Origin of the sequence: Paraburkholderia sp. GAS42 (genome assembly GCF_050436565.1) — a bacterium.
GTDB lineage: Bacteria > Pseudomonadota > Gammaproteobacteria > Burkholderiales > Burkholderiaceae > Paraburkholderia.
The window spans coordinates 62,916-87,700 of record NZ_JBNDML010000005.1 but is presented as its reverse complement, the minus strand read 5'-3'; the positions used below and the strand labels follow the sequence as shown (position 1 = coordinate 87,700).

At 64.5% G+C, this 24,785-nt stretch carries 21 protein-coding genes; 10 read left to right on the top strand and 11 right to left on the bottom strand.

Annotated elements, in window-relative coordinates; translation table 11 throughout:
• Window positions 1–39: 39 nt before the first annotated feature.
• Genes P3T16_RS09855 through bcsB form a run of 3 tightly spaced genes read right to left on the bottom strand, consistent with a single transcriptional unit; the run spans window position 40 to window position 7,562 of the window.
• Entirely contained in the window at window positions 40–3,942 is a 3,903-nt protein-coding gene (locus P3T16_RS09855; protein WP_429342278.1) for a cellulose synthase subunit BcsC-related outer membrane protein, read from the bottom strand.
• Window positions 3,942–5,135, bottom strand: coding sequence for a cellulose synthase complex periplasmic endoglucanase BcsZ (bcsZ, locus tag P3T16_RS09850; protein ID WP_429342277.1), 1,194 nt, complete (start codon window positions 5,133–5,135; stop codon window positions 3,942–3,944). The genes P3T16_RS09855 and bcsZ overlap by 1 nt, the downstream gene beginning before the upstream one ends.
• A gap of 36 nt (window positions 5,136–5,171) precedes the next feature.
• Complete coding sequence (gene bcsB, locus P3T16_RS09845) at window positions 5,172–7,562, bottom strand: cellulose biosynthesis cyclic di-GMP-binding regulatory protein BcsB (RefSeq protein WP_429342115.1); 2,391 nt, start codon at window positions 7,560–7,562, stop codon at window positions 5,172–5,174.
• Window positions 7,563–7,954: 392 nt separating this feature from the next.
• Between bcsB and P3T16_RS09840 the strand changes: the two genes are divergently transcribed.
• The 3 genes from P3T16_RS09840 to P3T16_RS09830 all read left to right on the top strand — a co-directional run bounded on the left by P3T16_RS09840 (window position 7,955) and on the right by P3T16_RS09830 (window position 9,442).
• On the top strand, window positions 7,955–8,368 hold the full coding sequence (locus tag P3T16_RS09840) for a diacylglycerol kinase (RefSeq protein WP_429257105.1): 414 nt from the start codon (window positions 7,955–7,957) through the stop codon (window positions 8,366–8,368).
• Window positions 8,369–8,614: 246 nt separating this feature from the next.
• Window positions 8,615–8,776: a DUF1328 family protein gene (locus P3T16_RS09835; protein ID WP_429257106.1), complete on the top strand. Its 162-nt coding sequence runs from the start codon at window positions 8,615–8,617 to the stop codon at window positions 8,774–8,776.
• 279 nt (window positions 8,777–9,055) lie between these two features.
• On the top strand, window positions 9,056–9,442 hold the full coding sequence (locus P3T16_RS09830; RefSeq protein WP_429342114.1) for an SgcJ/EcaC family oxidoreductase: 387 nt from the start codon (window positions 9,056–9,058) through the stop codon (window positions 9,440–9,442).
• Between the two features lie 107 nt (window positions 9,443–9,549).
• Here the strand turns inward: P3T16_RS09830 and mctP are convergent, their stop codons facing one another.
• Together mctP and P3T16_RS09820 are read right to left on the bottom strand one after the other, a co-directional pair.
• Window positions 9,550–11,043, bottom strand: a complete 1,494-nt coding sequence (gene mctP, locus P3T16_RS09825) for a monocarboxylate uptake permease MctP (RefSeq protein WP_429257108.1) — start codon at window positions 11,041–11,043, stop codon at window positions 9,550–9,552.
• Complete coding sequence (locus tag P3T16_RS09820) at window positions 11,040–11,237, bottom strand: DUF3311 domain-containing protein (RefSeq protein ID WP_429257109.1); 198 nt, start codon at window positions 11,235–11,237, stop codon at window positions 11,040–11,042. The genes mctP and P3T16_RS09820 overlap by 4 nt, the downstream gene beginning before the upstream one ends.
• 491 nt (window positions 11,238–11,728) lie before the next feature.
• Between P3T16_RS09820 and P3T16_RS09815 the strand changes: the two genes are divergently transcribed.
• The 3 genes from P3T16_RS09815 to P3T16_RS09805 are packed head-to-tail and all read left to right on the top strand — an operon-like array spanning window position 11,729 to window position 15,110.
• Window positions 11,729–12,133, top strand: a complete 405-nt coding sequence (locus P3T16_RS09815) for a heme-binding protein (protein WP_429342113.1) — start codon at window positions 11,729–11,731, stop codon at window positions 12,131–12,133.
• A gap of 38 nt (window positions 12,134–12,171) precedes the next feature.
• Window positions 12,172–14,349 (top strand): malate synthase G, encoded by a 2,178-nt coding sequence (locus tag P3T16_RS09810; protein ID WP_429342112.1) that lies wholly within the window; start codon window positions 12,172–12,174, stop codon window positions 14,347–14,349.
• Between the two features lie 23 nt (window positions 14,350–14,372).
• The gene (locus P3T16_RS09805; protein ID WP_429342111.1) at window positions 14,373–15,110 is read left to right on the top strand and encodes an SDR family oxidoreductase; all 738 of its coding nucleotides are present in this window, start codon (window positions 14,373–14,375) and stop codon (window positions 15,108–15,110) included.
• A 121-nt stretch (window positions 15,111–15,231) separates the two neighbouring features.
• Here the strand turns inward: P3T16_RS09805 and P3T16_RS09800 are convergent, their stop codons facing one another.
• The 3 genes from P3T16_RS09800 to P3T16_RS09790 form a co-directional block, all read right to left on the bottom strand.
• Window positions 15,232–15,540 carry a hypothetical protein gene (locus P3T16_RS09800; RefSeq protein ID WP_429257113.1) on the bottom strand — a complete coding sequence of 103 codons (309 nt, stop codon included), beginning with the start codon at window positions 15,538–15,540 and terminating at the stop codon, window positions 15,232–15,234.
• 75 nt (window positions 15,541–15,615) lie between these two features.
• A complete protein-coding gene (locus P3T16_RS09795; RefSeq protein ID WP_429342110.1) occupies window positions 15,616–15,996 on the bottom strand; it encodes a DUF5594 family protein in 381 nt (126 codons plus the stop codon).
• A gap of 46 nt (window positions 15,997–16,042) precedes the next feature.
• Window positions 16,043–16,435, bottom strand: coding sequence for a hypothetical protein (locus P3T16_RS09790; protein ID WP_429257115.1), 393 nt, complete (start codon window positions 16,433–16,435; stop codon window positions 16,043–16,045).
• 198 nt (window positions 16,436–16,633) lie between these two features.
• On the opposite strand from P3T16_RS09790, the gene P3T16_RS09785 reads away from it, so the two are divergent.
• Window positions 16,634–17,536 carry a LysR family transcriptional regulator gene (locus P3T16_RS09785; RefSeq protein ID WP_429342109.1) on the top strand — a complete coding sequence of 301 codons (903 nt, stop codon included), beginning with the start codon at window positions 16,634–16,636 and terminating at the stop codon, window positions 17,534–17,536.
• Between the two features lie 217 nt (window positions 17,537–17,753).
• Window positions 17,754–19,847 carry a pyridoxamine 5'-phosphate oxidase family protein gene (locus tag P3T16_RS09780; protein ID WP_429342108.1) on the top strand — a complete coding sequence of 698 codons (2,094 nt, stop codon included), beginning with the start codon at window positions 17,754–17,756 and terminating at the stop codon, window positions 19,845–19,847.
• A gap of 149 nt (window positions 19,848–19,996) precedes the next feature.
• On the opposite strand, the gene P3T16_RS09775 is transcribed toward P3T16_RS09780, so the two are convergent.
• The 3 genes from P3T16_RS09775 to P3T16_RS09765 are packed head-to-tail and all read right to left on the bottom strand — an operon-like array spanning window position 19,997 to window position 22,589.
• Entirely contained in the window at window positions 19,997–20,434 is a 438-nt protein-coding gene (locus P3T16_RS09775) for a nuclear transport factor 2 family protein (RefSeq protein WP_429342107.1), read from the bottom strand.
• Between the two features lie 15 nt (window positions 20,435–20,449).
• Window positions 20,450–20,836, bottom strand: coding sequence for a c-type cytochrome (locus tag P3T16_RS09770; RefSeq protein ID WP_429342106.1), 387 nt, complete (start codon window positions 20,834–20,836; stop codon window positions 20,450–20,452).
• Between the two features lie 16 nt (window positions 20,837–20,852).
• Window positions 20,853–22,589 (bottom strand): FAD-dependent oxidoreductase, encoded by a 1,737-nt coding sequence (locus P3T16_RS09765; protein WP_429342105.1) that lies wholly within the window; start codon window positions 22,587–22,589, stop codon window positions 20,853–20,855.
• Window positions 22,590–22,989: 400 nt separating this feature from the next.
• On the opposite strand from P3T16_RS09765, the gene P3T16_RS09760 reads away from it, so the two are divergent.
• Together P3T16_RS09760 and P3T16_RS09755 are read left to right on the top strand one after the other, a co-directional pair.
• Window positions 22,990–23,847: a helix-turn-helix transcriptional regulator gene (locus P3T16_RS09760; RefSeq protein ID WP_429257121.1), complete on the top strand. Its 858-nt coding sequence runs from the start codon at window positions 22,990–22,992 to the stop codon at window positions 23,845–23,847.
• The gene (locus tag P3T16_RS09755; protein WP_429257122.1) at window positions 23,844–24,701 is read left to right on the top strand and encodes a 3-keto-5-aminohexanoate cleavage protein; all 858 of its coding nucleotides are present in this window, start codon (window positions 23,844–23,846) and stop codon (window positions 24,699–24,701) included. The genes P3T16_RS09760 and P3T16_RS09755 overlap by 4 nt, the downstream gene beginning before the upstream one ends.
• Window positions 24,702–24,785 lie beyond the last annotated feature (84 nt).

Sequence of the window (24,785 nt, the reverse complement as noted above, 5' to 3'; positions counted from 1 at the left end):
GGTTGTATCGCTGGATGGAATCGCTGGCTGGCGGCCCGCTCAATAGCTCGAATAAAGTCGCACCGGCGTCGGCGACAGGCTGGTGTCGGGCTTGCGGCCGTCGAACGCATAGCGCACGTACACCATCGCTGAACTCGGCGCGTAATCGTGCGAGCGGTCGATGTTGATCCGCGCGCCCGCAACGAGCTTCGAATTGAAGCGGTACTGCACGATGCCCGAGACTCCATACGAAAAGCTGACGCCGCGCGTCGAACTTCCGCCGAACACGTCGCCCGCCAGTTGCGCCGCCGTCGCCGGATTCGACACGTTCGGCACGCCATCAGGGAAATACGGCGAGTCTTTCTCGTACGCGTTCGACACGCCGACCGTCGCTGTCAGATCCCACGTCAGGTTGTCGCGTCGGCCTGCCCATTCGACCGGCACCCCGATCGACAGATACCGTTGCGGGCTGTAATAGCCGCCCTGCCCAAACGTGTAAAAGCGCAGGTTCTGCGTGTAGTGCCACGCGTTGCCGACGAGGCCCGTGCTGACGCGTGTGTTCGTCCGTTCATAGACCGGCACGGTAAAACCCGTGCGCAGGATGAATTCCTGATTGCTCGCGACGTTGCGTCCAGTCAGCTCACCTGCGCCGACGTCCGCAAACGCGCTGACCTGACCGATATCGACTGCCGAATGAAGGTCGATGCCGTCGCGCCGCACGCCGCCCCAGACGGCATTCGTCCATGGATCGCGCAGACCTGCATACGACAGTTCACTGCTCGTTTCCGGCCGGCGCGACGCGCTTGCCGAAAAACTTGCCGGGCCCGCGTCGAAGCGATATCGCACGCCGCCGACGAGGTAATGCACTGGAAAACCCAGCGGCGTCGTGCCGATATCGAAACGCCACGCGTCCGATGTAAAGCCGGTGCCCAGCGCCACGCCCGTCGCCGATTGATGCAGATCGCCGTGCGCCTGCGGCCCCGGATCGGCGAATGCCGCGAACGTGCCGAACGTCTTCACGACGAAGGAATTGGATGGACTGGTATCGAGCGTGCCCGCGTCGACGTGAACCGCATCGAGATGGACGAAGAAGTGGCCGTCATAGCGATAGGGAATCTGCACATACACCGGCACCTGCTGCGCGTGATAGTCGGACACGCCTGCGTCGCCCGATTTGTATTCGGGAATCCACGCGCTTTCGATTTCCGGATTGCGACGTTGCTGCAGATCGTCGAGCGCGGATTGCGCGGGTGTTCCATCGCGGCCCGGCGTGACGCCCGCAGCGCTTTCCTGCGTTAGCGAAAGACGATAAAGCGACGCAGCGCTTTCGTACTCGCCGCGATTTTCGGCGATGCGTCCGGCCTGCACGGTCACATCCGGCCGTCCCGGATACGCGACGCGCAATGCCGACGTCACCTGCGCGGCATCATCGAGACGCCGCAATGCCGCGAGCCGGCGCGCCGCCGACAGACGCGTATCGACATCGTCGGGCGATGCCGTGTCGAGCACGTGCCGTACGATGGCGAGCGCCGCGCGACGGTCGCCGCTCTGCTCCAGCACGCGCGCGAGCGCGAGCTGCGCGTCGGCGTCATCGGGCGACTTCGCGATGAGCGGCGCGAGCGTCGCGCGCGCCGCTGCGTAGTGTCCCTGCACCCGTTCAAGATCGGCGACTTCGAGTGCGTAACGCGTGTCTCGCCTGCCCGCCGCGCTCACGTGATCGAGCAGCCTGCGCGCCTGCGCATAGTCCTGCTGGTCGATTGCCGCGTCGGTTTCGCGCAGGATGAGACGCAGCGACTGGTCTTCCAGACGCGCGCTCTGCCGTGCTGTCAGATCCTTCTCGCGACGCAGCGACGCGAGCCAGCCGCCGAGTTCATCGTCGCGATGCGCGCTCCCGAGCAGATCGCCATAGCGCAGACGCACGTCGGCATCGTTCCCCTGCGGATGCGCCGACATCCAGTCCTGCAGCAGGGCGAGCCCGCGCTCAGGCTGCCCGTGGTCGATCCATAACGACCCGATGGACGCGAGGATATTCGGATCGTCAGCGCCGAGGGTGCGCGCCGTTTCCAGCGAGTGCGATGCGCTGGCCGCATCGCCGCGCGCAAACGCATCGCGCGCCTGTGCAAGCGACTGTTGCGCTTTGAGGTTTTGCGCCAGTGCGCGCATGCTGCCGGTCTGATCGTGCTCCGGGATCGCGCCGAGCACGTTTTGCGCGCCGGTCACGTCGTCGATCGAGTTGCGATAGATCGCGGCCGCGTAACGCATTTCCGGCGACGCGGAAACAGCAAGACCATCGTCCATCACCACGCGGCCTGTTTGCGGCAAACCGAGATCGCGATACAGACGCGCCAGCGCAAAACGCGTCCACGGCGCGTCGGGTGCGAGGCGCAACGCGGCTTCGTAGCGTTGGGCGGCGGGTCCATTTTTGCCGGCCGCGACGAGTTTCCCGGCCTGAGCCACCAGAATGCCGGCGCGAAGTTGCGCGAGGCCCTGTTTGTCGTCTGCGGCGGTGAAGCGGCTTTGCAATGCGTCGAGGAACGGTCCGACCTGATCCGCGCGACCGGTGTTCTCGAGGAGCGTCTGCGTGCTGCGCACGGCCGGCAGGCTCGGCTCGCGCGCCGTCGTCAGTTCGCGCAGCAGCGGTTCGGCTGCGCTCCAGTTCTGCTGCGCGAGCAACGCGTCGGCGAGCAGCAGCTTCGCATCGGCGTTGCCCGGCTCCATTGCGAGCGCCGCGCGCGCGGCGCGCCCGGCGTCCTGCGGACGGCCGGCGGCGGCCGCGTCGCGGCCCTCTGCGAGCGTGCCCCAGAACTGCGCCGTGCGCGCGAGGCTGTCCCATTTGCCGCGATTGTCGGGCGCGAGCGCGGCCGCGCGCTGGAACAACGCGCGGGCTTCGTCGCGGCGTCCTTCACGCATGCGCAGCACGCCCAGGCCGCCGACCGCCTCGGCATCGTCGGGGCGTGCCTGCGCCGCGCGCGTGAGCAACGGCGCGGCGGCGGCGAGATCATTACGCGCCAGCGCCCGCAAGCCGCGTTGCTGCGCGATGTAGTCGGGATCGCGTTCGAGCTTGCGTTGTGCGTCGATCTGCGCTTCGATCACGCCGACGCGTTCCTTGAATTCGGTGTCGTCAGGCACGAGCACGAGATACGCGCGCAGCGCGTCGAGATACGCCGGGTCCGCACCGGCAGACTGCAGCACATGACGCCACGTATCCATCGACGCGCCGTGGTCCGCATCGGGCCGCGTCGCCAGATTCCACGCAATGCGGTTCGCTTCGGCGCGTGTCTCGCCGCGCGCGTTCAGCAGCCCGGCCAGCACGAGCGCGGAATTGACGTCGCCAGGGTCGGCGGCGATGCGCTGATGCAGCGCGCCGATCGCCAGACCGCGCCCTTCCGGCGTGCCGGCGATGATCTGGTAATACTCCGCGCCAGGCGAGCCCGCTGGCGCGCCATGCGGAAACAGCGCGACCAGCCGGCGCGACGCTTCCGCGGACTGGCCGCTGCGCGCAAGCAACCGGATCGTCGCCATTTCCTGGCGGCCGCTCGTCGCCACGCGAAATTCGTCTTCGATCTGCTGCGTCGCGATCGCACCGGGCGCTTTCGATTGCAGGCGCGTGAGCGTCGCCTGCGCAGCCTGCGCCTGACCGAGACTCAACTGGATACGCACGAGACTCGCGAGCAACGCGGGATCGTCGGGCGCGATCAGGAGCGCTTTCTGGATCGCCTGCAATGCAAGATCGTCGCGATGTTTCGTCGACCACGTGCGCGCGGTTTCGTAGAGACGTCGCGCAGCTTCGTTCTGTTGCTGCATCGCTGGCGCCGTGCGCGAGCCGGCGACAGGCGGCGTGGCGTGGGCAGCCGTCGCCGCGTGCGCGTTGCCCGGCAGGGTCAGCGAAGTCAGCGAAGTCAGCGAGGTCAGCGACGCGGCGCCGACGACGAGCGACGCCAGCCCACGCCCGAGCGGTTGCATCACTGCGCGGCGGAACACGGCGAACTCCAGCGCAGGTTGAGTGTGCCATCGGCGGCGAAGCGGTAGTACCCATCGCGCCAGCCAAGACCGAACAGCGTCAGCACGCCGGTGTAGTACCCGGGCGGCGTCTCACGGTCGAGTTGCGCAACGCGTGCGACCTGCGCATCCGCGAGCGCCGTCTGTCCGCCTGCATCGAGGAACGGCACAGCGGCCGCCGAAAAGCCCGCGTTGCCCATATTGGCGCCGACCACGCCCGTCGTCGCATCGACGGTTTCTGGCGGCGCACCGTGCGTGGCGATAAAACCGGCGAACGGCGCGAAGCGCGTCAGCAATGTCTGCGCGAGCGGGTCCTGCGCGTTCGACGTACCGGCCCACAGATACACGCGGATCGCGTTGTATGCGCTGACTGCGTGCGTATCGGCATCGGGCACGAAGCCGCGGCCGGTCTGGTACAGCGCCCAGTCCGGCGAAAAACCGTGCGGTGCGGTGTCGGTCAGCATGCGTCCCGTCGAAGCGAGCAGCCGCGGCCAGCGCGCATCGTCAGGCAGGTGCGCGGCGATACCGCGAATGACCTGCACAGGCGAATAGCTCGGGTTCACGCGCCACGTGTCCGGCGCGGGATGAAAACCGCTGGGGCCGGGCAGCAGCGTGAGGCCGAGGCCCGGCATCGTCGCGCTTTCCTCGTCGAGCACACGCCGCGCGAGCAGCGCGCCACGCGCGGTGTAACTGCGTTCGTTCCACACGCGGCCTGCTTCGAGCAGCGCGTATGCGATCCATAGATCGGCGTCGGAAGCCGCGTTCGTGTCGAGCACGCCCCACTGCCCGTTCTCGCCCCGCCCCCACAGCCATGACGGCAAATGCGAAGTCAGATCGCCGCGCGCGAGATTGACCTCGGTCCATTGCAGAATCGCGTCGAATGTCACGCGGTCGTTTGCGACGAGCGCGAAGAAAAGACCGTACGACTGCCCTTCGGACACGGTGCGCGAATCGGCGGAGCCGGCATCGATCACGCGACCGTCCTTCGAGACGAAGTCGCGTTTGAACTGCTCCCAGCGCGGCCACCCGGCAGCCAGCGCAGACGGACACGCAGGCGCCTGTGCGCCGCTGCCCGTCACGGGCGAAGCGGCCCGCGCGTTCGCTGCAACAGCCGTCACGCTACCCGCCAGCAGACTGCACAATGTCCAGCCGAGCACCCGCCTGCGCGCAGTCCGGTTCACCGCCGCCATCCGTCAGATCCCCCGACGGCGTGCGGCAAGCTCCTGCAATGCAGTGAACGCGCCGATCGCGAGCAACAGGCCGGCGAGCGTGCCGAGCACCCCGAGCAGCACTGGATGCTGGATTGCCTTGGTCCAGATGCGCGCATACCACGGCACATAGCCGACGAGATACGATTCGCCCACGCGCATGCTCTCGACTTCGCCGTGCCGCACGAGCGCGACATCGCCCTGCACCTGCGAGACGAGGTCCGCCTTTTCCAGTATGTCCAGCACGTCAGCAAGCTGGTGACGATCCGTCGACGCCAGCGCGACCACGCTGCGCCCCTTGCTGCCAGGCATCTGGAAGCCGAGCAGCGCGGCGAGCGGCCCGCTTTCGTCGAGCCTCGCACTGCCGTCGGTCAACTGGGTGCCGTTGCGCCAACGCTCCTTGACCGAAAACGAAGCGTGCGTGATGCCGTCGGCCGCGCCGATCGTCAGCGGCAACGCGTGACGCCAGCCGTCGAGTACCGGTGATGTCGCCGCGCCGCCGATCATGAGCAAATCCCTGTCCGCGAGCTGCGGCACTTCGGACGGACGCGCGATCTGCACGCGCAACGCCGGGAAGCCGGTCCACTGTCCCATGTGGCCCATCATCGTCAGCATCGCTTCGAGTTCCTCGGGCGGCGGATGGTCGGAGATCACGACCGCGGTCTGGGCAAGGTCGGCGTAACGCGTAAACGGGAAGCCGCTGTTCGCGAAGTACGCGAGATTCGGCATCTGCGCGTAATGGACAAAATTCGAAAAGTCGATCGTCGAATCCGGATCGACCGCGGCCTGTGCGGGGTTCGACGCGACGGCTGCGCACAATCCGGTCTTCTGTGAATCGAGATTGAAGCGCAGTTGCAACTGGTTCGAACTGCCGACGCGGAACGCGGGAATATCGAGCGCATTGCTCGAACGGCTGCCTGTGCCGGACAGGAGCGGCAACTGCAGGCGGCCATGTGCGTCTTCAGCGCCCGCAGGCTGCAGACGGTATGACTTCACCAGCTGCTCGTTGATCTGGACGGCGAGCGCCGAATTGTTCGCGACCGTCGGCGCGGTATACCGGTAACGCAGGTTGAGCGGCACGCCTGCCCCGCTCCACGAATACAGATCGGCGGGCACGCGCAGATTCACGCGGATCGCGTCAGGCGAACCGCCGCTCACCTGCAGCTGGTTCGGATTGTCGACGAGTTCCTTGAAAGCGACCGGACGGTCCACCGGTATCCAGCGCGGCGCGTCGTAGGGCTTGCGCGGCACGCCGATATCGACGCGCGTGACCTGCGCCGATGAGCCGGACATCGCGGCCTTGCCGAGCACGAGCGCGTAGGCCGCGTCATCGACTTCGGCGCCGGTGCGGCCGGTCACAACCAGCAGCTTGCGATCCGCCGACGCCGGATTGTCCGCGACGATCAACATCGGCCCGGTCACAGGCGGCAACTGCAGGCTCGCCGGCAGATGCAGTTGCTGGATCTGGGCAATCGTACCGACGACCACAGCCTGATCGTCCGCCGGTAGCGTCGACATCGCGGGGAACCGAGCCTGCCGGTAATCCGCAAGCGATCCAAACCACGACGCCAGCACGCTGGCGCTTTTCAGCGTAGCGTTGTCGGGCGTTGCGGACATGACGAACGGCAGGCGCAGCCGGCTCACGTCGCGCCGGTCGAAGAACGGCGCGGGCAGCAATGCGAGATCGTTGGGCAAGCGGATCGGCGCGGTGTCGAGGATGAATTCGCTTTTCGGGCTGACGTCGGCCCACAGTGCCGAACTGCCCGGGTCTTCGCAGTGATCGAGCGTGTAATGCGCGATCAGGCGCAGGTCGAACTGGTTGTAGTCGGCAAAGAAACGCGGATCGAGCGGCACGTCCTGCGTGACCATCTGTCCGGCGTGATCGGCGGCGAACGGCACGGTCGCGACGACTTCGTTGTTGATCGACACCTTGATGTGCGAGACCGGAAACACCAGCGCCGGCGAGTAGGTGTAGCGAAGGCGCAGCCGCGCGCCCGTCACGATCCGGTCGAGCCGCACGCCGACGTTGACCGTGCGCGCATCTTCGACACCGCGCAGATTCAGCGGCAGATACGCGCCGAGCGCGGAGAACGGGACATGGACAGTGGACAGGCGGCCGAGGCCCGTCGCGGAGGCGTCGCTGGCAGCCGCAGCGGGCGCGGCCGCGGGCGCGTTGCCAGCGAGGACGGCAGCGGCTGGGGCGAGAGTCGCGCGGGCCGCGGCAACCGGAGCCGAAGCTGGCTTTGCCGACAAGGCAGCGCCGGCAGCGGATCGCTCAGCACCTTGTGCCGCAAGCGAAGCAACCGGCAACGTGGCTGCGTAGAGGACGCCGGCTGTGGCCGCCAGCGAGAGACAAAACGATACGACAGGTTTCATTTGCGGATCAGCTCGTGAACACTGGCCGTCCATTCCGTCGCTGCCAGTGGCATCTTCGCGAATCCGGCCCGCCGCATTTCACTGCGGTAACACTGGAGAAAACAGATGACGACGCGGTCGCGCACGCAACCCCTGTACGGGTTTACGGCCGTCTACGGAAATCTTTGAGCGATGGGATGCCTGTAGCGACAAGGCTTCGATACAAGGCTTTGAGGAAAACTGGCGCGCGACGTCTTTATGTTGCTCAGCCGCGGGGCGGACTGCTCTCTTTTTTGCGTTTTTTTGTTTGATCGCGCCGGTCGTCCCGCGTATCGCGGACGAACGATAGCACGTTTCTGTGACTTTTTGTAACCATTCGGGCATGCTGTGCCCATCTCGACGATCGAACGCCCATGAGCCATTCCACCGAGTCCCCTCCCGCCGTGCCACCCAGGCGCACCGGTCCTTTGCGCGCCCTGTTCGCCTTGCGCCATTCCTGGAACGGCATCGTCGCGACGTTGCGCGTCGAAAGCGCCTTCCGGCAGGAAGTCGCGCTGGCGGCGATCCTGCTGCCCGCCGCGCTCTTCGTGCCGGTCAGTCCCGTCGGGCGCGTGCTGCTGATCGTCTCGGTGCTGCTGGTGCTGCTCGTGGAACTGCTGAATTCGGGTATCGAGGCCGCCATCGACCGTATCTCGCTCGACCGGCACGAACTCTCGGGGCGCGCAAAGGATTGCGGGAGCGCCGCCGTCATGATTGCCCTGCTGATCTGCGCCGTGACGTGGGGCGTGCTGTGCGGCCCGCTCGTGCTGCGATGGATCCGTGCGTGAATATCAGGCACCGGATCGGGCGTGGCGACGTACGCGGGTCCCACTGCTGGATGGCGCGCGGCGAATCTGTCGATGACAGCCGCTGCCTGTAGTTGCCGGTAGCTGCCTGTAGCTGCCAGTCGGGGCGCATTCGGAGACTGGGCACAGGTGTTGCTGTTTCCCATGCGGCGCCGGCCTCACCGGCCTGCGAGACGACGCCGTCCAACGACTTTAATCAATCCGGCAATTCAACGGTGGGAGGCCCTCATGCTTCGTTATGCTGCCATTTTCTTCATCATCGCCATCATCGCCGCCGTCTTCGGTTTCGGCGGGATCGCCGCTGGCGCGGCTGAAATCGCAAAGGTTCTGTTCTTCATCTTCATCGTGATCTTCCTTGTGACCCTGTTGATGAGCGTCATCAGGCGATAAAGACGCGTCGAGGTCCCCTGGGTCGCCCCGCAGCGAACCACTCATGACGGCGGATTGCGTCACTGCGCCTGCAGTGACGCGCAATCCGCCTGTTTGCATCTGTTTTTATGGAGCGGTTTGATCAACGCCGGTTTGCCTCCCGGTCGCTGACCAGAAGGCCTCTTCGCTGTTGCAAGAATTGCCCGCTGGCTTGCAAGAATTGCCGCGCCCGCGGTGGATTGCCAACACGACACCGGGCCAGACCCGCTGTAACGCCTCTTCCACTTGAGGAACCCTGACATGAGCGACGACGAACGCGCTATCCGCACTCTGATTGACGCGTGGATGTCCGCCAGCAAAAACGGCGACACGGCGACCGTGCTGAGCCTGATGACCGACGACGTGGTTTTCATGACACCGGGGCAGGAGCCCTTCGGTAAAGAAGCCTTCGCGGCGATGTCCGAAGGGATGAAGAACGTTGGGATCGAAGGCACGGCGAACATCGAGGAGCTTCAGGTCCAGGGCAACTGGGCCTTCGTGCGCAACCATCTGGACATGACGATCAGACCGCCCGGCAACGCGGCGCCTGTTCATCGCGCCGGCTACACGCTGACGATCCTGCGCAAGGAAGCCGACGGTCGATGGCTGCTTGCGCGAGATGCGAATCTTCTGACCGTGAAGAACTGAAGCTGCGCGCGGAAAACAGAAAAGCCGGCACGTAGCCGGCTTTTCCGCAAAACGAGGGTGGCCATCAAAGGCCGCCCCTGAACATCCCGCACTAACCGCTCACCACCCTACCCGCGTGCAACCGCACCCGCCTGCGCGCGCTTCGGCGAAATCGCCGACACAACAAACGTGATGATGATATTCGCCACCAGCGCGATCAGGCCGATATACAGCGGCCACGTCGCGCCGCCGATATGCAGCGGATACACCGGCTTCAGCCCCTGCGCGATTGCAAGGCTGGTGCCAGTCACGAGACCCACCGCCCAGCCGGCGAGCAGCCCTGCCGTCGACATGCGTCGCGTATAAAGCGTGAACACGATTGCCGGGAAGATCTGCAGAATCCACACGCCGCCAAGCAGTTGAAGATCGATTGCGTACTGCGTCGGCAGGAACACGATAAAGAGCAGCGCGCCGAACTTCACGACGAGCGAAACAACCTTCGCCGTCGAGGCTTCCTTCTCCGGCGTGATGTTCGGGTTCACCACCGGACGCCACAGGTTACGCGTGAACAGGTTCGCCGCGCCGATCGACATGATCGCCGCCGGCACCAGCGCGCTGATCGCGATCGCCGCCGCGGCAAAGCCCACGAACCACGACGGGAAGATCGTGCCGAACAGCGCCGGCACGACATCCGACGCCGACTTCACGTGAATGCCCGCTGCAATCGCCATATAACCGAGCAGCGCGATCAGACCCAGCAGCAGCGTGTACGCCGGCAGGAAAATCGCGTTCTTGCGCACCGTCTTCGCCGACGACGAGGACAGCACCGCCGTCATCGTGTGCGGATACATGAACGCGGCCAGTGCCGAACCGAGCGCAAGCGACGCATACGCGGTGAATTGCGACGGCTTCAGGATAATACCGGTCGCGCCGCCCTTCGCCTGAAAGAACTTGTCGGCCGAATCGAACACCGCGCCGTAGCCGCCGAGCTTGGCCGGAATCAACCACACCGCCGCGATCACGACGATGTAGATCATGATGTCCTTGACGAACGCGATCATCGCCGGCGCCCGCAAGCCGCTCGAATACGTGTACACCGCGAGGATCACGAACGCGACGATCAGCGGCAGTTCACCGTCCACGCCAAGTCCCTTGATCACCACCTGCATGCCGACGAGCTGCAGCGCGATATACGGCATCGTGGCCACGATACCGGTCAGCGCAACGGCCGCCGGCAGCAGCTTGCCGCCGTATTCGCCGTGCACGTAGTCGGCCGCGGTGATGTGATTTTTCGCTTTCGCGATCTGCCAGAGCTTCGGCATCACGGCGAACACGAACGGATACACGATGATCGTGTAAGGCAGCGCGAAAAAGCCATACGCGCCAACCGAATACACGAGCGCGGGCACCGCGATCACGGTGTACGCGGTGTAGAAGTCACCCCCCACGAGGAACCACGAAATCACCGTGCCGAACTGCCGCCCCCCGAGACCCCACTCGTGCAACTGTGTCAGGTCGCCCCGCTTCCAGCGCGCCGCGACGAAGCCCAGCACCGTGACCAGCGCGAAGAACGCGATGAACACGCCCATCGCCACGCCATCGATTGGTTTCACATCATTCATTTGAAGCTCCTGTAGACGACGTACAGCAGGAGCGACGTCACCGGCACCCACAGCAGCTGATACCAGTAAAAGAATGGAAAACCGAGGAGCGATGGTCGGACATCGTTATAGAACGGCAGCCAGAGCAGCGCAATGTAGGGGATCACAAGGAGAACCTTGGTCCAGGATCGACTTGTTTGGTCGGATGAGGTCATGGTCGTTATGTTGTAAAACTGAAAGGAACTTCCAGGCGCGACGGAACGAAACCGCCGCTGCACGCCGCTTGTGACGCCGTGTCGCGAGGAAATGGATATGAAGGTTCCTGCGCGGCGGGATGTCTTCCGGTCCCGACGCCGGGGAATTATCGGCGAATCTCGTCGGGTTTGCTCGGAGGCCGGCATGGCCCGGTCGCACGTCGGTCGCACGCACGATGCAAACCCGTGGCCGTCAGCGTTCGCCTCGCGCGCCGCGACCCGCGCGCCTGCGGGTGCGCCGACGCACGCGCCGCAAGCCGCATTTCTGGTTTCTGGACGACGCCCGCATGACGCTGCACACTCATGGCTGATGCGTCCGCCGCTTTTCGCCCCTCCACCTCCGCGCCAGCCCGCGCCCCCGGAAGGTGCACCCGATGCGCATGGATGCACACGTATGTCACTGGATCGGCCCTCTACATCAACGCTTCCCTCTCTCAAGGAAAATATCGATCATGCTGAGCAAACCCATGCTGGGCGTCGCTGAAGCGACACAGATCCTCGATGCGGCGCGCGTAGAGGCCGAGAAGAACCAGTGGGCGGTCGCGATCGCGGTCGTCGACGATGGCGGCCATCCGCTCGCGCTGCTGCGCCTCGACGGCTGCGCGCCGATCGGCGCGTATATCGCCACCGATAAGGCCCGCACCGCCGCGCTCGGTCGTCGTGAATCGAAGCAGTACGAGGACATGATCAACGGCGGACGCACCGCTTTCCTCAGCGCACCGCTTTCCGGTACGCTCGAAGGCGGCGTGCCGGTGGTGGTCGACGGTCAGGTGATCGGCGCCGTCGGCGTGTCGGGCGTGAAGGCGGACCAGGATGCCCAGGTGGCGCGTGCCGGCGCACACAGTATCAACGCTTGAACGGGCGAGAGGCCCAATACAGACAGACGGAGCAGTTCATGACCCAGATGACCGACCAAGGCGGGCTGCGCATTGCAGCCACACTCAAGAATTTTATCGACAGCGAGGCGCTTCCCGGCACCGGCGTCGATAACACCCAGTTCTGGGCGGGTTTCGATGCGCTCGTGCACGACCTTGCACCGAAAAACCGCGCGCTGCTCGCCGAACGCGACCGCCTGCAGACCGAACTCGATAACTGGCATCGCGCGAATCCGGGCCCGGTCCGCGACCTGGCCGCGTATCGCACGTTCCTCGAAGGCATCGGCTACATCGTGCCCGCGCCCGCAGCATTCAAGGCGACCACGAGCAACGTCGACAGCGAGATTTCCACGCAGGCCGGTCCGCAACTCGTTGTGCCGCTGTCGAACCAGCGCTATGCGCTCAACGCCGCGAACGCGCGCTGGGGCAGCCTGTATGACGCGCTCTATGGCACGGATGCGATTCCGGAAACCGATGGCGCCGAAAAGCAGAAGACGTTCAATCCCGCGCGCGGCGCACGTGTAATTGCCTTTGCACGCGCGTTTCTGGATGAGGCCGCACCGCTCGCAAGCGGCTCGCATGGGGATGCAACGCGTTACAGCGTCGAAGGGAATGAACTCGTCGTCACGCTGAAGAACGGCGCGACCGCGCTCAAGACACCGGCGCAATTCATCGGCTTTCAGGGCGAGGCGAATGCGCCTTCGGCTGTACTGCTGAAGCACAACGGCCTGCACTTCGAAATCCAGATCGACGCCACGCATCCGATCGGCAAGACCGACGCGGCGCATGTCAAAGACGTGCTGATGGAAGCTGCGGTGAGCACGATCATCGATTGCGAAGATTCGGTTGCCGCCGTCGACGCCGATGACAAGGTCCAGCTGTATCGCAACTGGATCGGCCTGATGAAGGGCACGCTCACCGAGGAAGTCACGAAGAACGGCAAGACGTTCACGCGCAGCCTGAACGCCGACCGTGAATACCGCAAGACCGATGGTTCGACGTTCAAGCTGCACGGCCGCTCGCTGCTGTTCGTGCGCAACGTCGGGCATCTGATGACGAACCCGGCCATCACCGATCGCGACGGCCGTGAAATTCCCGAGGGCATTCTCGATGCCGTCGTCACGACGCTCTGCGCGATCCACGATCTGCAGAACAGGCTGAATTCGCGCACCGGCTCGATCTATATCGTGAAGCCGAAGATGCACGGTCCGGCGGAAGTCGCGTTTGCCGCCGAACTGTTTGCGCGCGTCGAGCAGCTGCTCGGCCTGCCGCATAACACGATCAAGATGGGCATCATGGACGAAGAGCGCCGCACGAGCGTGAACCTGCTGGCGTGTATCGCTGCAGCCGCTGAGCGTGTCGCGTTCATCAACACGGGCTTCCTCGATCGCACCGGCGACGAAATGCATTCGTCGATGGAAGCCGGCGCCATGATGCGCAAGGGCGACATGAAGTCGTCGAGCTGGATCACGGCGTATGAACGCAATAACGTGCTCGCCGGTCTTGACGCCGGCCTGCGTGGCCGCGCGCAGATCGGCAAGGGCATGTGGGCGATCCCCGATCTGATGCACGCGATGCTCGAACAGAAGATCGCGCATCCGAAGGCCGGCGCGAATACCGCGTGGGTGCCCTCGCCGACCGCCGCCACGCTGCACGCGCTGCACTATCACAAGGTCGACGTAGAAGCCGTTCAGCAGGAGATGGAACGCACCGCCTACGCCACCGCACGCGACGCACTGCTCGAGGGCCTGCTGACGATTCCGGTCGTCGAAAAGGCGCAGTGGCCGGATGACGAAATCCGCAGCGAAGTCGAGAACAACGCGCAGGGCATTCTCGGTTACGTCGTGCGCTGGGTCGATCAGGGTGTCGGGTGTTCGAAGGTGCCGGACATTCATGATGTCGGTCTGATGGAAGATCGTGCGACGCTGCGCATTTCCAGCCAGCACATCGCGAACTGGCTGCGTCACGGTGTGGTGACGCGCGAACTCGTGCAGGAAACCCTGCAGCGGATGGCGAAGGTCGTCGACCAGCAAAACGCTGGCGATCCGCTCTATCAGCCGATGGCGCCGGACTTCGATCGATTGCTGGCATTCAAGGCCGCGTGCGCGCTCGTCTTCGAAGGGCGCGCGCAGCCGAACGGTTACACCGAACCGCTGCTGCACAAGTTCCGTCTCGAAGCGAAGAAGGCTCACGCATGACGGCATCGGCAATGAAGTCCGGGATGTCTGTTACCCGCGCCATCGTCACAGGCCACACGCGTGGCCTCGGCGATGCGCTCGCGGCGGAACTGCTCAGCCGCGGCATCGACGTGCTGGGCGTCTCGCGCTCGCTGAACCCTTCGCTCGCACAACGCTTTCCTGAAGCGCTCACGCAGGTCGAACTCGATCTTGCCGACACCGCGCGTGTCGGCGCATGGATCGCGGGCGATGCGTTGCGCAGCTTTGTTGCAGGTGCGGATCGCGTCGTGCTGGTCAACAATGCGGGCATGGTGCAGCCGATCGGTCCGCTCGAAGGACAGGATGCTGCCGCGATTGCGAGCGCGGTGAGCCTGAATGCGGCGACGCCGCTGATGATGGCGAGCGCGGTCGCAGCGGCTGCCACGGACGCGACCGATCGCCGGATCGTGCATGTCTCGAGCGGCGCGGCGCGCAATGCGTATGCGGGCTGGAGTATCTATTGCGCGACCAAGGCGGCGCTCGATCATCATGCGCGCGCCGTCGCGCTCGATGAGAACCGCGCACTGCGCATCTGCAGTCTCGCGCCGGGCGTCGTCGATACGGGTATGCAGGCGGAAATCCGCGACGTGGATACGGAGAAGTTTCCGTTGCGCGGCAAGTTCGAAGACCTCAAACGCAACGGACAGCTCGCGTCGCCGGAAGCTTCGGCGACGAAACTGGTCGACTACGTATTGAGCGAGGCGTTCGGGCAGGAACCGACCGCCGACATCCGCGCGCTTTAATCAGCTCGACGGGCGGTTCGACGGGCGGCTAAACAGGCGGTTGGCAACGATCCAGTGCAGGATGGACCCTCGCGGACGCCCAACGCCCGCGATGGCCAGCCAGATCGTCAAACCGGAAGGATCAGACCCGCGGCAGATCGTCGATCGATTTTTCGACATGGCCGCCAGGGATGTCAGTATCGATGCCGTCATGGCCGTCCGTGTGCGAAACGGTCTTGATCTTCGGCCCGAGCAACCGCATGCCGCCGAGCGTGTAGAGCGACCAGACGAGGTTGCCGGCGCGGATCGCACTGACGACTTCGTCCAGCTCCACGATCTCATGCTGTGACAGCCATTCGTTCGTTTTCGGGTTGATGAGCGCCCAGCGCACATGCGTGACGCGGTCGTTAGCAGGGTTGATGCGTACGGCATCAACAGCGTACGTAGCCATAGCCACCTCCATCGTCCTGACCACGAAATCGTAGCATGACGGCCACGCCGCCGGGCTGCGCGAAACATCCGGCCGTCACGCCTCGAAATCGAGGCCGCCAATCAGTATGGACGGTTCTGCCTGCGAGCGTGACCCGAAATCGATCGCGCGTCCACCCTGCCAGTTTCCGAGTTTGCACGACAACGCGTCGAGATAGCGCGCAAAACGGGCTTCGCCGTCCGGTTCTAGCAGCCCCTGAATGGCGTCGCTATCCCACGTCAACGAGATATTCAACGGATACGTATAACCGTGGCCGGCCGAAAGCAGGTCGGCGGTGATACGCACCCGCGTCGGATGCCGCGCGCCGCCGTACGGAATCACTTCGAGGTGTACGCGTTCACTGAAAAAGCGCGCGAGTGCGGCGGTGATGCGCGGCACGAATTCGCGTTCGAAGCGCGCCGCTGTCTCCTGGTTCATTTGCGTTCACTCATGGCGTCAGGCAGGCAGTGTCGTTCATCGGGACTCAGGGCGCAACGTGCTTCGCCCAGTCGAGCCAGCCGAGGTTGAGCGCCGCATTGACAACGACACCGAGCAGCGACGCGAGCGCCGCGATCATCGTCCAGAACGCGGACCAGCGCGCGACCGTCGCAGAACGCTGCGACGCCTCGGCCGCCGAATGAGACGCCCGCGCGGATTCGCGCGCCGCTTCGCTCGAATGTTCGGACGCGCTCAGTGAGCGGAACGACAGTTCGCGCTGCTCGCTGTCTTTTGCCTGCTGTTGCGCCTCGATTTTCCGGTACATCCATTCGCGGGCCCAGTCGCGCGATTCGGGGCTCGCCGCGGCAGATTCGATATGCGCACGGGCGGCGGGCGCGCCTTCGGCGTCCCACTGCTTCCATAAGTCGTCTTTCGTCACGACGGCCCTCCGGCATTGCGCGATGGTCGGGAAATCGTAGCATGACGTTTATGCTGCACCGCCACGATGGCGCCGGATTGCCGCAATCGCGCCGCTGGAAGCCGTGGCTCGCGGATCTGGCACCGCCTGCGATATCCTTTGCGAAATTCGAATCGGGCGCCCTGCCAACCCTCTTCGCCGCGCTGCCACAGGAACCCTATGGACCGTCTGCAAGCCATGACTGCCTTTCTGACCGTGCTGGACACCGGTGGCTTCGCGTCGGCGGCCCGCAAGCTGAAGGTGTCGCCTTCCGTGGTGACGCGCATGGTGGGCGAACTCGAGGACGCGATGGGCGTGCGCCTCCTGACGCGCACGACGCGCATGGTGCGCGTGACCGACACCGGCGCCGATTACGCCGACCGTTGCCGGCGCATTCTTGCCGACATCGAGGAAGCCGAGCAGTCGGCCACCAGCATGCACGGCACTACGCGCGGCCTGCTGTCGATCACATCCTCGATGCTGTTCGGCAAGATCTACGTGACGCCCATCGTCACCGAATATCTCAGCCGTTATCAGGAGGTCGATATCAGCTGCTGGTTTCTCGACCGCATCGTGAATCTCGTCGACGAAGGTATCGACGTAGCGATCCGGCTTGGCGAACTGCCGGATTCGTCGATGCAGGCGGTGCGTGTGGGGCAGGTTCGCCGCGTCGTGTGTGCGTCGCCGGCGTATCTGGCGCAGCACGGCGTGCCGCAGCATCCCGACGAACTGGCCGGGCGCGCGATCGTATCGGCGAGTGGCCTGTCGGCTCTTTCAGAATGGCGTTTTGGCGCCGACGAGCGCCGGCAGTCAGTGCGCGTCAAACCACGCATGACCACGACGACCAACGATTCGGCGATCGGCGCTGTCGTCGCCGGTCTCGGGCTGACGCAGCTGCTTTCGTATCAGGTCGCGCAGCAACTGCGCGAAGGCACGCTCCAGATCGTGCTGGAGGACTTCGAGCCGCCGCCGCTGCCGATCCACGTCATGCATCGCGAAGGACGGCACGTCACGCGCAAGGTCCGGACTTTTCTCGACCTGGCGATCGAAACGCTGCGGGCGGATCGCTCGCTGAACACGTAGGCGCGTCGACCGCTTCCCCCGCCCCACCGCCCGCAGCGCCAGCGCCAGCGGGGCTGCGCACACTCTTCTCGTTTCGCGAATAATCAATTCTCCGCGCGACGGATTCAAACCCGCGGTCACGCCGCCTAGACTGCAATCGCTACCAGACACGTTCGACACATCCAGCATGGGCGCGGCGCGCGCCCATGCAACGCCCCCCTTGCCGGGACCCGACATCATGACTGAAACAGCCCAGACGCAGCATCGCTCGCCGTGGCACGCCGGTGAGCTTGCGATCCAGCGCAAGGTCGGTGTCGACAAACGGATGGACGATGTCGGCCGGCGTGTTCTGCGCAACTTTCTGCCGGAGCAGCATCGCGCGTTCTATCCGCTCCTGCCGTTCATCGTGCTCGGTGCGGTCGATCCCGCGGGAGACGTCTGGGCGACATTGCGTGCCGGCAAGCCGGGCTTCATGCATTCGCCTGACGAAGGCAGTCTGCACATCGGCAGCGCCCGCGACGCGATGGACCCGGCGGATAGCGGCATGGAAGACGGCCACGCCATCGCGCTGCTCGGCATCGACCTCGCGACGCGGCGACGTAACCGTCTGAACGGCACGGTGCAGCGTGACAATGCGGCTGCGTTCGATCTGCTCGTCGGCCAGAGTTTTGGCAACTGTCCGCAATACATCACGCTGCGCGATTTCGAGTTCGCGCGTGACACAGGCGTCCCGGCTGCGGTCGCGCCTGATTACGCCGATGGTCTCGATGACCGCGCCCGCGCCCTGATTCGCGGCGCCGATTCGTTCTTCGTCGCCTCGTATGTCGATCGCGATGAAGACGGCGTGAAGCAACGGCAGATCGACGTGTCGCATCGCGGCGGCAGGGCGGGTTTCGTGCGCATCGGCGACGACGGCGTGCTGACGATTCCTGATTTCGCCGGCAATCTGTTCTTCAACACGCTCGGCAATTTTCTGGTCAATCCGAAGGCGGGACTCGTCTTTGCCGACTTCGAAACCGGCGATCTGCTGCAACTGACGGGCGATGCCGAAGTCATGCTCGACTCGCCGGAAATCGCCGCATTTCAGGGCGCCGAACGCCTGTGGCGTTTCACGACGCGGCGCGCGGTGTTTCGCAGCGGCGCGCTGCCGGTGCGCTGGAAAAAGCGGCGCGACGGCGCTTCGCCGAATTCGCTGTTGACGGGCAACTGGGACGAAGCCGCGAGCCGTCTGAAGGCCGCATCGCTCGCCGATGCGTGGCGGCCGATGAAGATCGCGCGCATCGTCGACGAAAGTACGACGATCCGTTCGTTTCATCTGGAACCGGTGGATGGCGCGGGGCTCGTGCCGCACGCAGCGGGTCAACATCTGCCGGTACGCGTGACGCTGCCAGGTGAAACAACGCCCGCTCGGCGCACCTATACGCTTTCGGTTGCGCCTTCCGATGGCATCTATCGCATCAGCGTGAAGCGCGAGGGACGCGTGTCGTCGCATCTGCACGACGCGCTTTCTATCGGCGACGTCATCGAAGCACGCACCCCCGCCGGCAGGTTCACGATCGACGCCGCCGAACGGCGGCCGGCCGTGCTGCTTGCGGCGGGCGTCGGTATTACGCCGATGCTCGCGATGCTGCGGCAGATCGTCTACGAAGGCATCCGCACGCGACGCATCCGGACGACGTACCTGTTTTATGCCGCACGCTCAAAAGCCGAACGCGCATTCGAGCGCGAGATCGCGGCGCTCGAACATGCTGCCAACGGCGCGGTTCGCGTGATCCGCGTGTTGAGCCAGACCGGCGATGCGGTCGAAACACAGGATTACGACGAAGCCGGTCGCATCGACATGGCGATGTTGAGCCGCACGCTTGGGTTCAACGACTACGACTTTTACCTGTGCGGACCGTCGCCGTTCATGCAGGCTGTGTATGACGGCTTGCGCGGATTGAACGTTGCGGATGCACGCGTTCATGCGGAAGCGTTCGGGGCCGCTTCGCTACTGCGCAAGCCCGATGCGGGTGCGCCGGTTGCACCCGCGGCGCGGCCGGCCCAGGTCGCCGTGCCGGTCGCGTTCATGAAGTCGGGCAAGGAAGCGCGCTGGACACCTGAATCGGGGACGTTGCTGGAACTAGCGGAAGCGCGTGGTCTCGCGCCGGAATTCAGCTGCCGTGTCGGCAGTTGCGGAACGTGCGCGACGCGCATTCTGGAAGGTGCGGTCGCGTACCCCGTGACGCCGTCCGCGGAAGTGGCCAGCGATGAAGCGCTGATCTGCTGTGCCGTGCCCGCAGCGGCCGAACCCGGGTCAGGTGAACCGGTTCGTCTTCAACTCGATCTTTGACCCGGGGCTCTGGCAGACGGGTTTTGGTGAACGGAGCGGTCGATGCTGTGTGACCGCTCCCCTGTTCGTCGCCGCCCGAAGGCGGGCGCTTGCCCAGGTAGACAGTTAGTTGCCTTTTTGTGCGGGAGCCGACAACCCGGAAAACACGCCTACTGCCCGCCCGCGAGCCACGGATATCGTCCCGTGTCGGCGTCTTCGTAATCCGGGTCGAGGTATATAAAGCAGCGCTGGATTCTAAAATCGCGGATTTCGAACACGTCGCACCAGCGACCTGCGTGCGTGACGCCCGCGCGCCAGTCGACGCCGCCTTTGCTCGTTCCGTAGCTGGTACCTTCGACAACCACGGTGTCCCCTTGCTGGATCACGTTCAGATAGGCAAGATCGTGCTTGAATTTCGCTACGATCGCGCCCAGGTCCATAAACAGTTTTTCGAACGCCGCCCTGCCCGTGGCGATTCCCCACTTAGGGAAAAACACCTCGGCATGATCGTCGAACAGATCGAACACGGATTGCCCGCGGTCGAGTCTGCGCAGGTATTCGAGTGCGATTGCCTTGCGTTGCTCGTCTGTCATCGTCCTGATTTCCATGATTACCTCACCCGGTTAATGCAATGTACGCAGATAAGCAATGATCTTCGTGCGTCTTGCTTCGTCGCCTTCAAAATAAGTCATCGCGTTGCCCGGCGCGACCGCCTGCGTGTCCGTGAGCCACTGGTCAAGTAGCCTGTCGTCCCACACCCTGCCCGCTGCAGCAGCTTTCATCCCCGCCGAATACTTGAACCCGGGCGCCGCTGCGAGCGGCCTGCCGATGATCCCGAACAGGTTGGGTCCCTGACCGTTCGGCTCGCCCTGACCGAACGTATGGCACACGGCGCAGTTGTTCGTCGTCAGTGTTTTGCCCAGCGCGATCTCATCTTGTGAACGCGCGGTGACCGTGGCGAGCGAAAGGCATGCCGCCAGCGCAATTGACATGATTCGAATATGACGCATGGTTCGTCTCCCGTCGTTACGTCGATGCAGATTCGGTATGGGCGCTGTTGGCGGCCCGGTACGCGAATGCGAGGATCGGGCCCAGGGTGCCGCCGCCAGCCCAATAGGCGCGCGCTGAGGCCGACGCGACGCAGTTGCCGATCCCGTAGAGCCCCTTGATCGGCACGCCGCTGACGTCCAGCACCTGCCCGTTCGAATTGGTCTTCGGCCCCCCTTTGGTATCGAGATTGCCGGCGACGATCAGCGCCGCGTAGTACGGTCCTTTCGCGCTGATGGGCCACATCGTTTCGCTTCCCTGATTCGGCTTCTTTTTGACGGGGCCGTTGAAAAGCTTCTCGACGACGCGTTCGCCGCGGTGAAAGTCCATATCTTTGCCGGCCTGCGCAAAGCCGTTGAATCGCTTGAGCGTTACCTGCAGGTTTTCGACGAAGGCGTCGCTCAGGTTCAGTCCGCCGAGCGCGCCCCGGTACTTCGCGAGTCGCTCACGAATCGCCGTGGCAAGCTCCGCCAGTGTGTTGCCGCGGATCACGTGACGATCGTTCGAGCCGGGTGGCACGATCAGGCTGCCGTAGTCGTCGCTCGCGCAGTTGTCCTGCGCCTGCTGGTCCCAGATCGAAATCAGCGCAAGGTTCGGGTACTCGCCCTTTGCACCATCCCATTCGGAAAAGGTCGCGCAGACCTCGTTGTACGCGAGCTTTTCGTTGACCACGCGTTTGCCATGCCTGTTCACATAGATCATCGAATCGCCCGTCGGCGTGAAGATGCCTGACAGCGACCCGTCCTTCGCGATGGCCTTCTCGAGCGAGATCGGCGCCATCCACGAATAGTTCATGTTGCGCAACTGCACATCGAGCGCGCTGGAGATGCGCACGAAGTCGCCCTCGTTGGTCGGCGCCGCACAGCCGCCGTACACTGCGCCGTGCAGGAAGTTCTTTCGCAGCTCGGGATCGTGCGTAAAGCCGCCGGTCGCGAAGACAACGGCCTTCTTCGCCCGGGCACGAAACGTCGTGCCCTCTTCCGTCAATGCCTCGACACCGATGACGGCGCCCGCGCTGTTCAGCAGCACCTTCTGGACGCGGTAGCCGGTGCGGATCTCGACGCCGTCCCGTCTCGCCGCGGTACTCATCGTCCGGATCGCGACGCGGCCGCCGTCGGACATGCTCGGCAGCCCGTCTTTCGGAAACAGCACACGGCCGCGAGGCGCCTTGTCCTCCGGCAGTTCGGCCCAGTAGTCGGGGACCGCCGCCTCATGGCGGTACGGCAGCGCGCCCTTGCTCGCGAGCAGTTCCGCTGCCGGCGACGCGCTGTCGTAAATGGCCTCGCACATCTCATACTCCCAGTCCGAGAGGCCCAGCTTCGGTAGCGACGGGTCGTACTGTTCCGGCCGCGACAGCCGCGCGACATACCTGAGGAAGTCCGGCTTCGGGTCGGCGATGCCGGCGCGCTTCATCGCCTCGTTGTTCGGCACCCAGTACCAGAAAGCAGCCTTCGCCGCGGTACCGCCGACGCTGCCCGCCTTCTCGAGGATCGCGACGCGGTTGCCGAGCCAGCGTGAAAAGAGTGCACAAGGCAGGCCGCCGCCACCTCCACCGCACACGACGACGTCGTATTCGGCATCGAACCTGAGGTCGGCCGCGGCGCTGGCAGGCAGCGTGACGGCGCCGAATGCCGCCGCTACCGTGCCAGCGCCCGCGGCCTTGATGAAGGTGCGGCGCGAGTGGGCGCGTTGTTCTGAGCGGTTGTCCTGGGTCATGATTGTCTCCGGGGATCTGTTTTGCGGCGATCGACCGTGCATCGCTCGCGTGAGCGCGGGATCTTGTCCGCCGCTATGGCCTTGCTGTGCAGACTAGCCGTGTGCCACGGGCCGGTCTTTCAGATTTCGGGGATTTCAGATTCCTGCCACAACGAATGAAGCGGCTGTGCGCGGGCGTGACCGGCGGCGCGCGTCACGGTGCCCGCAGGCCCGCTGGGGAGGCCATGTAGGTGTTTCTACTATCGTTGCTTTGGCGTACGCCGCGTTCGCGAATTCCGACCCTCGGCTGGTTTGCCGCCGACCCGCGCGCCTGCGGTCTCTCATATACTTCAAGCGGGCGGCATCATCAAACATCGTCCCGGCAGATCGAGGACGGGCGGCTCAATCGCAGGAGACAACGATGAGTCACAACGCACACCAGGCAGACCGTCGCGGGATGGAGCAATTCGGCATGGTCGCCAGCGCACCGGGCCTCGACTATTGCGTCTCGGGCGCACAACCCTATTCGCTCGAGTTCGAGCATTCGTCCGACGTGATCTGCCTCGTCCTTGGCGAGATCGTCTCGCAGACCCAATACGATGACGGTCCAGCGAACCCGCTCACCTTCCGTTCGGAAACCGCAGCGTTTCATCCCCGATATAGCCGCATGCGCATCGACGCCGAAACCGTCCGGCATGGGTTCATCGCGTTCAGTTACTCCGACGAATTCCAGCGCGGCATCTCGGACAAGGACGTCGGCGCGCTGCGTTGCGCGGGAAGCCGCGAGAACATCGGTGGGGACGGCATCAAGCATCTGGTCCGCTATGCACGCGGACGGGCACTACCCGCCGGCGGCGTTAGCCCTTGGGAAATGCAATGCCTCGCAACGCTTACCTATCTCGAGGCGACCCGCCATCTGAAGGGCCCGGGTGGGCAACGCAAGCTCAAGATGTCGGATGCGGAGTTCGAGCGACTCAACGAATACCTCTCCGAGAACCTCGAGTGCAGCGTGACGTGCGCGGATATTGCGGCAGCGCTCGGTCTGCCGGTGCGTGTCGTGTTCGACGGAGTAAAGGCGCGAACCGGCTATTCGCTGTATCGGCTTGTTCTGGAACGGCGCATCAGCCTCGCGCAGCGACTGCTGCGTGACACCAGTCTTTCGATTTGCGACGTGGCGGTTTCCTGTGGATTTTCATCGCAGCAACACATGACGGCGCTGTTCTCTGAACGGCTGGGCATGACGCCGCTGCGCGTCCGGAAAGCGAGGTATCAATCATGACCACACCCTGCATTATTTCAGTCGCTATCACCGGTTCGCTGCCGCGCAAGAAAGACAATCAGGCCGTGCCGGTCAGCGTGGCCGAACAGATCGAGTCCACCCAGGCCGCCTTCGAAGCCGGCGCGACGCTCGTGCATCTGCACGTGCGCAACGACGACGAGACGCCGACCTCCGATCCGGAGCGGTTCGCGCGCGTACTCGAAGGCATCCGCAAACACGCGCCGGGGATCATTACGCAGGTATCCACGGGCGGCCGCTCGGGAGCGGGCCATGAACGCGGCGGGATGCTGTCGCTGCGCCCGGACATGGCGTCTCTCGCAACCGGCTCGGTCAATTTCCCCACGCGCGTCTACGAAAATTCGCCCGACCTGATCGACTGGCTCGCGGCAGAGATGAAGACGTACGGCATCAAGCCGGAGATCGAGGCGTTCGACCTGTCGATGATTTTTCAGGCAGTTTCGATGCAGCAAGCCGGCAAGATCGTCGGCCCGTTGCACCTGCAATTTGTGATGGGCATCAAGAACGCCATGCCTGTGGATCGCGACGTGTTCGAGTTCTATGTGCGCACGCTACACCGGCTCGCGCCTGATGCCACCTGGACCGGCGCGGGCATTGGACGCGATCAGCTCACGCTCGTGCGCTGGTCGCTCGAACTCGGCGGGCACTGCCGGACGGGTCTCGAGGACAATGTGCGGCTCGACAAACATACACTCGCACCATCCAATGCTGCGCTTGTGCAGCAGGTCGCTGAACTTTTACCGGAACATGGGCGCACCGTCGCGACCGTAGCGCAGGCTCGCGCGCTGCTAGGGCTGGCTGCGCATCAGGCATCCGCTGCCTCGGGCGCCAGGTGAGAGGGACGCTCGCCGGTTTCGCTCGCGTCAACGTCCGCGCGGCCGCATGAAGGTGTATCCCATGAAAAAAGGCGTCTGACATGC